Source organism: Ruminococcus sp. CAG:330 (genome assembly GCF_000437175.1).
Taxonomy (GTDB): Bacteria; Bacillota; Clostridia; order Oscillospirales; family Ruminococcaceae; genus Ruminococcus_C.
In genome coordinates, this window is sequence record NZ_FR898083.1 from 33845 (window position 1) to 43470 (window position 9626).

The window sequence follows — 9626 nt, forward strand, 5'->3', positions numbered from 1 at the left end:
ACCGGCAGCTGGGCAGCCGTTTCCTATCAGGGCACGGACGGCTACTGCTCTATGGATTACCTCCAGCTGAAGGAGGCTGCTACCACAACAGTTACCACAACCGGCACGACCGCCGAGGAGACCACCACGGAAACCGAGGCAGTCACCACCACTGCGGCACCGGAAACCACTGCCGGGGAGACGACCACCGAAGTTACCGTGCAGACCGATGTGACCACAAGCGACATCTCCGATCCGACTTTTGCAACACTCTACGGCGATGTCAACTGTGACGGCAAGGTCAGCGCAGCAGATGCAGTTCTGCTGCAAAAGTACCTCAACGGTTCTGTCTACCTGAACTGCGCACAGCTCGCCAATGCGGACTGCCAGCGGGACAGCGTGCTGGATTCCACCGATATCACAGTGATTTTACAGTATCTGATTGATAATCTGCTGGATCTGCCGATTGTATAACGGACAGGCTCAGACGTTTTCCGAGCAATCGGAATGATGTAAGATTGGTATAAAACGACGGAAAGCCGCCGTGTCACAGAACATGTGATGCGGCGGCTTTCTTTTGCGGGGAAGATAGCGCTTTGCAGGGACACAGCGCAATCTGTCCCTACAAAAAATGGACACCCCTGACAAATGTCAGGAATATCCATCGGATTTTTGATGGGAAACAGGCGCTCAGAACCGCTTTTCCAGCGGGACGTAGTTCTGACGCTCCGATACGGAGAGGTATTCCGGACGGATGATCTTCCTGCAGTTGATAAGCTCCTCCATGCGGTGGGCAGACCAGCCGGCAATGCGGGCGATGGCGAAGATCGGCGTGAACAGATCCACCGGCAGCCCCAGCATCCGGTACACAAAGCCGCTGTAGAAGTCCACGTTGGCGCATACGCCCTTGTAGATCTTCCGGTTCTTGGCGATGACCTCGCCGGCAAGACGCTCCACGGTGGCGTAGAGCTGGTACTCGTCGTGGCAGCCCTTTTCGCTGGAGAGCTGCTCCACGAAGGATTTCAGGATGACTGCACGGGGGTCGGAAACGGAGTACACCGCATGCCCCATGCCGTAGATCAGACCGGTGTGGTCGAAGCCCTCGCCACGCAGCAGCCCTTCCAGATATGCCCGCAGCGCATCCTCGTCCTGCCAGTCGGGGCAGTGCCGCTTCAGATCCTCGAACATCTCCATGACCTTGATGTTGGCGCCGCCGTGCTTGGGGCCTTTCAGAGAGCCGAGGGCAGCAGCGATGGTGGAATAGGTATCCGTGCCGGAGGAGGTGACCACGTGCACCGTAAAGGCGGAGTTGTTGCCGCCGCCGTGCTCGGCGTGGAGCACCAGACACAGATCCAGCAGCCGTGCTTCCAGACGGGTGTACTTGCCGTCCGGCCGCATCATATAGAGGATGTTTTCGGCGGCAGAGAGGCTGGGGTCGGGCTTCTGGATGAACATGCTCTTGTCGTTGCGGAAGTACATGGAGGCCTGATAGCCGAATACCGCCAGCGACGGGAACTGGGCGATGAGCTGGAGACACTGGCGCATGACGTTGGGCAGACTGGTGTCGTCCGGACGGGGGTCATAGGCGTGGAGCGCCAGCACGCATTTCGCCATGGTGTTCATGATATTGTCGCTGGGCATCTTCATGATGACACCGCTGTTGAAGTGGTTGGGCAGCGGCTGGTAGTGGGTCAGAAGCTGGTGGAATTCCCGCATCTCCGCCTCTTTGGGCAGACGGCCCATGAGAAGCAGGTAGGCGATCTCCTCATAGCCGAACCGGTCGTGGGTGATGAAGCCCTGTACCAGCTGGTCGATGGAGATGCCCCGGTAGAAGAGCTTGCCCTCCGCCGGTACGGCTCTGCCGTTTTCCTGCTTAGTAGAGCTGACCTGACTGATGGTCGTCAGTCCGGCACGAACTCCCTTGCCGTCCAGATCACGCAGACCACGCTTGACCTCGTACTGCATGTACAGTTCCTGTGCGATCTGATAGTACGGGGTGGCTTCTGCGGTCAGCTGTTCGACTTGCTGCATATCGTGTTTATATTGAGAAACCATTTGCTTGATCTTTGCCGAGTGTAATGAAGTTGCTTTGTGCATCTCATCCATCCTTTCCTTCTGTGTCATACTGTGTTCTGTTTCGCACGGGCAGCGGATTCCCGCCCTCGCCGGATGCGAAACACCTCTGGCAGCACCGCAGGAGCCCGCCTGAATGGCGCAGTGCGGGAACTTTGTGCGGCACTGCCGTTCCCTTTGAAGGCACTTTCGTGCGTGTGCTTCTTTTTATTATACCATGTTTCAGTTGTTTTGTCAACTATGACGAAGTTTTGCAACAAATTCACGGGGAGTGTTGTGTGCGCAGCAGGATTTCTGCGGCTGATGTAAGCTTTGACCGAAAGGCGGCACTTTAAACATCTGTTGAAAGAAATGTGGAAAGTCGAATTTCGAAGATTTTTGCGGTTCTGTTGCTTTTGATTCTTTTGAGAAGCGATGATAAACTTTTCTTTTTTCGAAAAATAAAAAAACGCTTTACAAACCGCAAAAAGTGTGGTATACTAAATGAGTCGCATCGAGGTGTGGCTCAGTTTGGTAGAGCACTACGTTCGGGACGTAGGGGCCGCAAGTTCGAATCTTGTCACCTCGACCAATTGCAGAAGGCTGAATTACGATTTTTCGTAGTTCAGCCTTTTTCGTTGTCTGGGAGGTTTTGTGAAAAGCAGGCTTTTCCGAAACGGCGGGGTGAAAATGGCGGACATTTCCCATACGATTGCCCCCACCCGAACCGCAGTGTTCAGCTTGACACGAATTATCGTATGTGCTATAATATTACGTATCATCACCGGTTTTATCGCATCCGGAAACAACGAATGATGCGCTGTTTTTATGGGATGAGAACGGCACGGTGATACAGGCTTACAAAAGAATCCATACTGAGAGAACTTCTCAGAGAACATATCAGAATCGGGAGGGCGCAGGCGCTGGATTCCGTGACAGCACACGTGCGTTTCCGGCACCTTGTGCTGAAATCATCAGACAATGGGGTACATATGGAAAACCAAGAGAAAAAAAGAATTTTATATGTGGTGGAAGCATTTGGCGGCGGTGTTTTTTCCTATCTGGTCGGTCTGACCAAAAAGCTGGCGGAAAAGTACGAGATCTACATTTTGTTTGGGATGAGAGATCAGACCCCGGCGGATTATGAATCCTATTTTGACAGGCGTGTCCATTTGATTCAGGTGAAAAACTTTACGAGAAAGATCGACCCGAAAAGTGACATCCGGGCATTCAGAGAACTCAGAAAGCTTGCAAAGGAAATCGATCCCGATATCATTCATCTCCACTCCTCCAAAGCAGGAGCAATCGGCCGGTTTGCATTTCAGGGGAGAAAGGTTCCGGTATTTTATACGCCGCACGGGTACAGCTTCCTGATGGAAAATCAGAGCCGGAAAAAGTGCCTGATGTACAAACTGATCGAGGGCATCTGTGCCATGCGGAAAAGCACGACCATCAGCTGTTCGGTCGGCGAGCATCGTGAGACGCTGAAACTGACCAAACGGGCGGAATATGTGAACAATGGCGTGGATGTGCAGGAATTGCAGCGGATTATTTCCGCAGTTCCGGCTGCTCCGGAAGACGCACCGGCAACGGTCTGCACACTGGGACGAATCACGTACCAGAAAAATCCGGCACTGTTTTGCAAAATTGCAGCTGCACTTCCCCAGGTGCAGTTTGTCTGGATCGGCGACGGAGAGCTGCGGAGCGAACTGACCGCCGAAAATATCACCGTCACCGGCTGGGTGAAGCGGGAAGAGGCCATTGCCCTCTGCATGAAGAGCCGGATCTTTTTGCTGCCGTCGCTGTGGGAAGGACTTCCCATCAGTCTGCTGGAAGCAATGTATATGAAAAAACTGGCGGTGGTAAGCGATGTCATTGGAAACCGTGATGTTGTCCACAATCAGGTGAACGGATTTGTCTGCAAAACGCTCGACGAATATGTTGCAGCAATTCGCAGGGGTGTACAGATGGACGCAGACTGCCGTGCCTATATAGAACACGCATACCGGGAGATCTTGTCGGAATACAGCCTGGATGTCATGTGCGGAAAATACGATGAGATCTATCAAAGAGCGCTGAACGCCTGTCAAAAGGACTGAAAAGCACAGGACAAAGGGAGAAAACATGCTGATATACAAGATTTTGTTCCACATTGCTGCTGCCATCAAAAAAGTATGGCTCAAGCTGATCTATGGGAATGCAGTGGTGTTCGGAAAGGGTGTCACGTGGAGAAGCCACTTTCATCTGGCGATCGAGCCAAAAGCAAAGGTGGAAATCGGGGAAAACTGCTTTTTCAATCATGACTGCTCCATCAGTGCCATGCAGCAGGTGACGATCGGCGCCAATACGCTGTTCGGGGAAAATGTCAGGATCTATGACCACAACCACCGGTTTCGTCAGGCCAAAAACATTGCCGACCAGGGGTATACCATGGGTGCTGTGTCCATCGGAAAAAACTGCTGGATTTGCAGCAATGTCATAATTTTAAAGGGCACCGTGATCGAAGACGGCTGTGTCATTGGGGCAAACTGCGTTGTCAGCGGGCATATTCCGGCCAATACGCTCGTAAAGATGGAGCCGGCTTATACAATGAGTCCCATAGAGCGGACTTCCTAAGCGTATCCGATGCGCTGTATTTCAGGATGGTGGTAGAATCGCATGAACAGCAAAGTAAAAAAAATGATAGACCAATCCGAATTGGTCAGCTTTGATATCTTTGATACCCTGGTCAGCAGAATGTGCAAAACACCTGCGGATGTTTTCACTCTGGTGGCACAGCAATATGAATTGCCGGCGGAACAGTTTCAGACCGACAGGATACAGGCAGAAAATGCTGCCAGAGAGGAAGACCGGAGCGGCGAGATCCGGCTGGAGGACATCTACCGGCATCTGGAACAGCGCTACCCCAATGCGTCAGAGCTGATGCAGGCGGAAATTGCCATGGAATACCGTGTCTGCTATCCGAATGGGGAGATGACTGCGCTGTTTCAATATGCCTGTGAAAATAAAACGGTGGTTTTAACCTCGGATATGTATCTGAGCGAACCGGTCATTGAAAAGATTCTGGAGAACTGCCGGATCTCCGGATACCGGAAGCTCTTTTTGTCCTCCACTCTGAAAAAGACAAAGCACGCCGGCGATTTGTTTGCCCATGTGCTGGAAGCCTGTCATAAGAAGCCGGAACAGATGCTGCATATCGGGGACAACCTGAAGTCGGATTATCTGATCCCGAAGTCAAAGTCTATCCGGGCATTCCGGTATGTGCCCCCGAAAAAGAAGCCGGATTCGTTTTGCGTGCCTGTGCTGGATGCGTTTCTTGCACGAAAAGCGCCGCAGGAGGATTCTGACTTTTACCATACATTTGGCTATACGGTTCTGGGGCCGGCGATCTACGGGTATGTTTCCTGGATCAAGGACTTCCTGCAAAAGCATGACATTCAAAAGGTGTTCTTCTTTGCACGGGAGGGGGAGTTTATCAAGCGTGCCTTTGACTGTATCGCAGATCAGACATTCGAGGGGCATTACCTGTATGTTTCCCGCAGAAGTCTGACCGTGCCGGCAATTGCAACCATTCATGACGTGGCGTCGTTTTTGAAATACCGTCCGATTCGGGATCGGGTAAAGGTCTGCGATCAGATTGAGAAACTGGGATTGAAAGCTGCTGATTTTTCGGAATGCTCCTGGTGCCGGGAGGAAACCCTGCAAAAGACGTTCGGCGAATTGCAGGATGCGGAAAAACAAGCAATCATCGGCAGCATGTTCCAGAAAGTGCAGCAGCAGGCGAAGCGGGAATTGGTTCTGCTGAAAGCCTATCTCCGGCAGGAGCACGTAAATCAGAAGTTTGCGGTGGTGGATCTGGGCTGGAACGGCTCGATGCAAAGCGCCCTGACGGATATTCTGTCCAGCTCCTCCGAACCATTTGACATGACGGGATTTTTCCTCGCCCAGAGGGACGAATACTACAAATACAAGGACAAGATCAGGAATTTCGGCTACCTTTTCAATTATGGCGCAGTTTCGCCGGAGGAAAATCTGCTTCTGAACAGCGGAACATCCCTGCTGGAGTTCCTGTTTTCCGCCAGCCACGGCTCCACCATTCAGTATGCGGAAAAGGACGGACGGATTTGTCCGGTTCTCGATCAGTATGAATTTGCAGAAGTCTACCCGATCATCCGGGCGTGTCAGGATGGGGCAATTGATTTCATCCATGACTTCATCGGGGAATTTCCGGACGGCGCCGGAATCCCGTGCAAGCAGTTCTTCTCCCCCATGTATCGGGTTTTGCAGCAGCCGCCGCAGGCGGTGATCTCCCATTTCGGGGACATCTGCGTTTCCGATATGAATGAAACGGAAATCTATCTTGCAGAGAAGTGTCCGGTTTCCGCTCCGAAGAAATGGATCCGTGCTTTCGTCAACTCCGGCTGGAAAGTCGCTTTCCTCAAGAGAAATCTGAAGACCAGCCATGCAATGGCAATGTACAGCCTGCTTCGGAAGCATTTTAACGGATAAAGGAGTCGTATGATCGTTTATATCGTATTGATGGCATATTTGCTGCTTATCGCAAGTTTTGTGTTAAAAAATCACGTGAGAGTGATAACCTTGCGGGGACTCGGAAAACCACGGCAGATTCGGGACAACATTGCCTGCTGTCTGCTGACGGCGATCCCGCTGATCGTGTTTTTTGTCATTCGTGATCTTCACGTGGGAACGGACACCATCGGCATTTATCAGAACATCTATTTTAACGGATACGGATTAAACGGCTGGACGCCGTACCTTTATGAGGGACTGTTCAAATATCTCATCATTCTTTCCGCAAAAATCGTTCCGTCTTTCCGGTTCTTTTTGCTGGTTTCCGGCTGTATCATCTGTCTGAGCTTTTCCTTTTACTTTGTCAAGCAACGGGAAAACATGAATGCGGCAATTGCGTTCCTGCTGTTTTTTGTCTGGCTGTATCTGCCCAGTTACAACATCGTGCGGCAGTCGCTTGCCATCACGGTGTGCTTTTACGGGACCATCCTGCTGGAGAAAAAGCATCCGGTCTGGGCGGCGGTTTGTTATGTCGTCGCATGCTTTGTGCATATCACTGCCGCAGTCATGATGGTGTACCTTGTTCTGTATTTGTTCCGAAAGAACGCTAACGTCAGAAAATTCCTGCCCATGCTGCTGTTCCTGCTGCCCCTTATCGTGATGTTTATCTTTGATAAACTGATCAATCTCGCATTTCTCTCAAAATTTCGGGAATACGTGCAGTCCTTCAGTTTTGGAAACATCAATCTCAAGTTCTTTTTGTTCCAGCTTGCCATATTGCCGCTGCTTGTGATCTGCTGGTCGAAGCTTGTGAAACTGAACAGGATGAACTACATTCACCTGTGCGGTACGGTGTGCATCTATGCGGCGATTTTACTGTCCGGCTATCTGTGGTATGCATTCCGGATCATGTACTTCTTTTTCCCCAGCGAAATTATCCTGCTGGCACAGGTGGAGAAGTGCTTTTCGGATAAGTACAGCAAATGGTTTGCCAATGGGTACATTGTGCTTGCCGGCATTGCATCATTCTTTTTGATTTATGTGATTTATGGAACAGACAGCGTGGTTCCGTATCTGATTGGCATATGAGGTGTGTTATGTTACCGAAGATTTCCGTAATTGTTCCGGTCTATAATGTGGAAGATTATGTTTGTGCATGCATCGACAGCATTTTGCAGCAGACATATCAAAATCTGGAGATCATTCTTGTGATCGACGGCTCGACAGACGGCTCGGAACGTCTGTGCAGAAATTACAAAGACGAGCGGATCCGGATTGTCAGCAAGGAAAACGGCGGATTGTCCAGCGCACGAAATGCCGGAATCGAAGTTGCGACCGGTGCGTTTTTCTCGTTCATTGACAGCGATGATTACATTGACCGCCGGATGATCGAAACGCTTTATCAGGATCTTGCGGCTTTTGATGCCGATGTGGCCTGCTGCAACTATGATTTTTGCGACGAACAGTCGCAGATCATCAAAGAGCACGCCGCTGCCGTCACCGCTACCGCTGTGTATGACTCGGCAGCAGCTTTAGACCGGATGCTGCTGGAGGAATATTACAAGTGCTACGCATGGAATAAGCTCTACAAACGGGAGCTGTTTCAGCAGATCCGGTATCCGGAGGGCAGACTGTTTGAAGACATTCCCACCACCTATCAGATTTTCCGGCAGGTCAAGCGGGTCTCCTTCAATCCGGCGAGCCTGTATCACTACCGTATCCGGGCAGGCTCTATCACGGCAGGGAAGTTTCAGCAGAAAACCTATGATATGATGATTCCCATCCGGCACATCCTGAGCGAGAGCAAATCGGATATGATGAATTTGGGCTGTATGCTGTATACGCTGTATTTCATCGATAACATGATACAGGGCGGCGTTTGGGACAAAGAGATCTATTCGTTTTACCGGGAACACATGAAGCATATTCCCAAGACCGCATTTTCTCAGGTCAGCAGACAAAGGAAGCTGCAAATGCAGCTGTGTTACCGCTGCGCACCGCTGTACCGCATGGTGTATACACTGCTGGCACGTGGCCGGTAATTTCAGAAAAGGGAGCAGATTATGGCAAAAAAAGTGCTTTATATGGGCATCATCAGTCCGGCGGAGTCCGGTGTCGGGGTGAGCTCCAAAATCTACAAGCAAATGGAATGCTTTCAGAAAGGCGGCTGCCAGGTAAAGCACTTCCTTTATCAAATGGACAAAACCGGACTGAAAAAGATCAGTTTTCATTTCTATGGGAGCAACCGGACACAGAACCTTGCTTTGATACAGGCGTGTCAGGATGTTGACCTGCTTTACATCCGCTATTTCTTCTCGGATCCCAATCTGATTCACCTGTTAAAGAACCTCAAACATCGGTATCCTCATCTGAAAATTTTCGTGGAGATCCCCACGTATCCGTATGACGGGGAATATTCCAAATATTCCTATTCCCTGTGGATTGACAAGCACAGCCGAAAAAAGCTGCATTTGTATGTGGATCGGATCGTCACCTATTCGGAAGACTCGCAGATTTACCAGATTCCGACGATTCCCATCTCCAATGCGGTAGATGTAAGCAGCATCCGGCAGCGAAATGTGCACGGTTCCGCCGATTCCGGAATCCATATCATTATGGTGGCACAGATGGCGTTCTGGCATGGATATGATCGGGTTCTCGAAGGACTGAAGCAGTATTACGCCGAGCAGGGGACGGAAAATATTCAGCTGCATGTGGTCGGGGACGGCGATCCGGCGGTATTGAACGAATATCAGACTCTGGCAAATACAGACCTGTTAAAAGGGCATGTGTCCTTTTACGGCAGAAAATCCGGAGAAGCGCTGGATGCCATATATGACAAGTGCAGTCTGGCGATGGATTCCATGGGACGGCACCGCACCAATGTCTTCTATAACAGCACCCTAAAGGGCAAGGAATATCTGGCAAAGGGACTGCCGATTATCTCCGGCGTGAAAACAGAACTGGATCATATGGATTTTCCGTACTATTTGCGTGTGCCGGCAGACGATACGCCGCTGGACTTTGCACGTGTGATTCAGTTTTACCACGAGATTTACGACCGG

At 50.8% G+C, this 9626-nt stretch carries 8 protein-coding genes and 1 tRNA gene; 8 read left to right on the forward strand and 1 reads right to left on the reverse strand.

Annotated features, from left to right (window positions below):
• The first annotated feature begins 51 nt into the window (after positions 1-51).
• Positions 52-453, forward strand: a complete 402-nt coding sequence (locus tag QZL66_RS09595) for a dockerin type I repeat-containing protein (protein ID WP_022411501.1) — start codon at positions 52-54, stop codon at positions 451-453.
• A gap of 216 nt (positions 454-669) precedes the next feature.
• Here the strand turns inward: QZL66_RS09595 and QZL66_RS09600 are convergent, their stop codons facing one another.
• Positions 670-2010, reverse strand: coding sequence for a citrate/2-methylcitrate synthase (locus QZL66_RS09600; protein ID WP_293602219.1), 1341 nt, complete (start codon positions 2008-2010; stop codon positions 670-672).
• 536 nt (positions 2011-2546) lie between these two features.
• Here QZL66_RS09600 and QZL66_RS09605 point away from each other — a divergent pair.
• From QZL66_RS09605 to QZL66_RS09635, 7 genes are all read left to right on the forward strand, one after another.
• Positions 2547-2623, forward strand: a tRNA-Pro gene (locus QZL66_RS09605).
• Between the two features lie 433 nt (positions 2624-3056).
• Positions 3057-4130, forward strand: coding sequence for a glycosyltransferase (locus QZL66_RS09610; protein ID WP_293602220.1), 1074 nt, complete (start codon positions 3057-3059; stop codon positions 4128-4130).
• Positions 4131-4155: 25 nt separating this feature from the next.
• Positions 4156-4647 carry an acyltransferase gene (locus QZL66_RS09615; protein ID WP_022411504.1) on the forward strand — a complete coding sequence of 164 codons (492 nt, stop codon included), beginning with the start codon at positions 4156-4158 and terminating at the stop codon, positions 4645-4647.
• A 63-nt stretch (positions 4648-4710) separates the two neighbouring features.
• Complete coding sequence (locus tag QZL66_RS09620) at positions 4711-6540, forward strand: HAD family hydrolase (RefSeq protein ID WP_293602222.1); 1830 nt, start codon at positions 4711-4713, stop codon at positions 6538-6540.
• Between the two features lie 90 nt (positions 6541-6630).
• The gene (locus QZL66_RS09625) at positions 6631-7650 is read left to right on the forward strand and encodes an EpsG family protein (RefSeq protein WP_293602224.1); all 1020 of its coding nucleotides are present in this window, start codon (positions 6631-6633) and stop codon (positions 7648-7650) included.
• An 8-nt stretch (positions 7651-7658) separates the two neighbouring features.
• Positions 7659-8603, forward strand: a complete 945-nt coding sequence (locus tag QZL66_RS09630) for a glycosyltransferase family 2 protein (RefSeq protein ID WP_022411507.1) — start codon at positions 7659-7661, stop codon at positions 8601-8603.
• A 21-nt stretch (positions 8604-8624) separates the two neighbouring features.
• Positions 8625-9626, forward strand: a 1002-nt coding sequence (locus QZL66_RS09635; protein ID WP_293602225.1) for a glycosyltransferase, incomplete at its 3' end; no start/stop codon positions are given.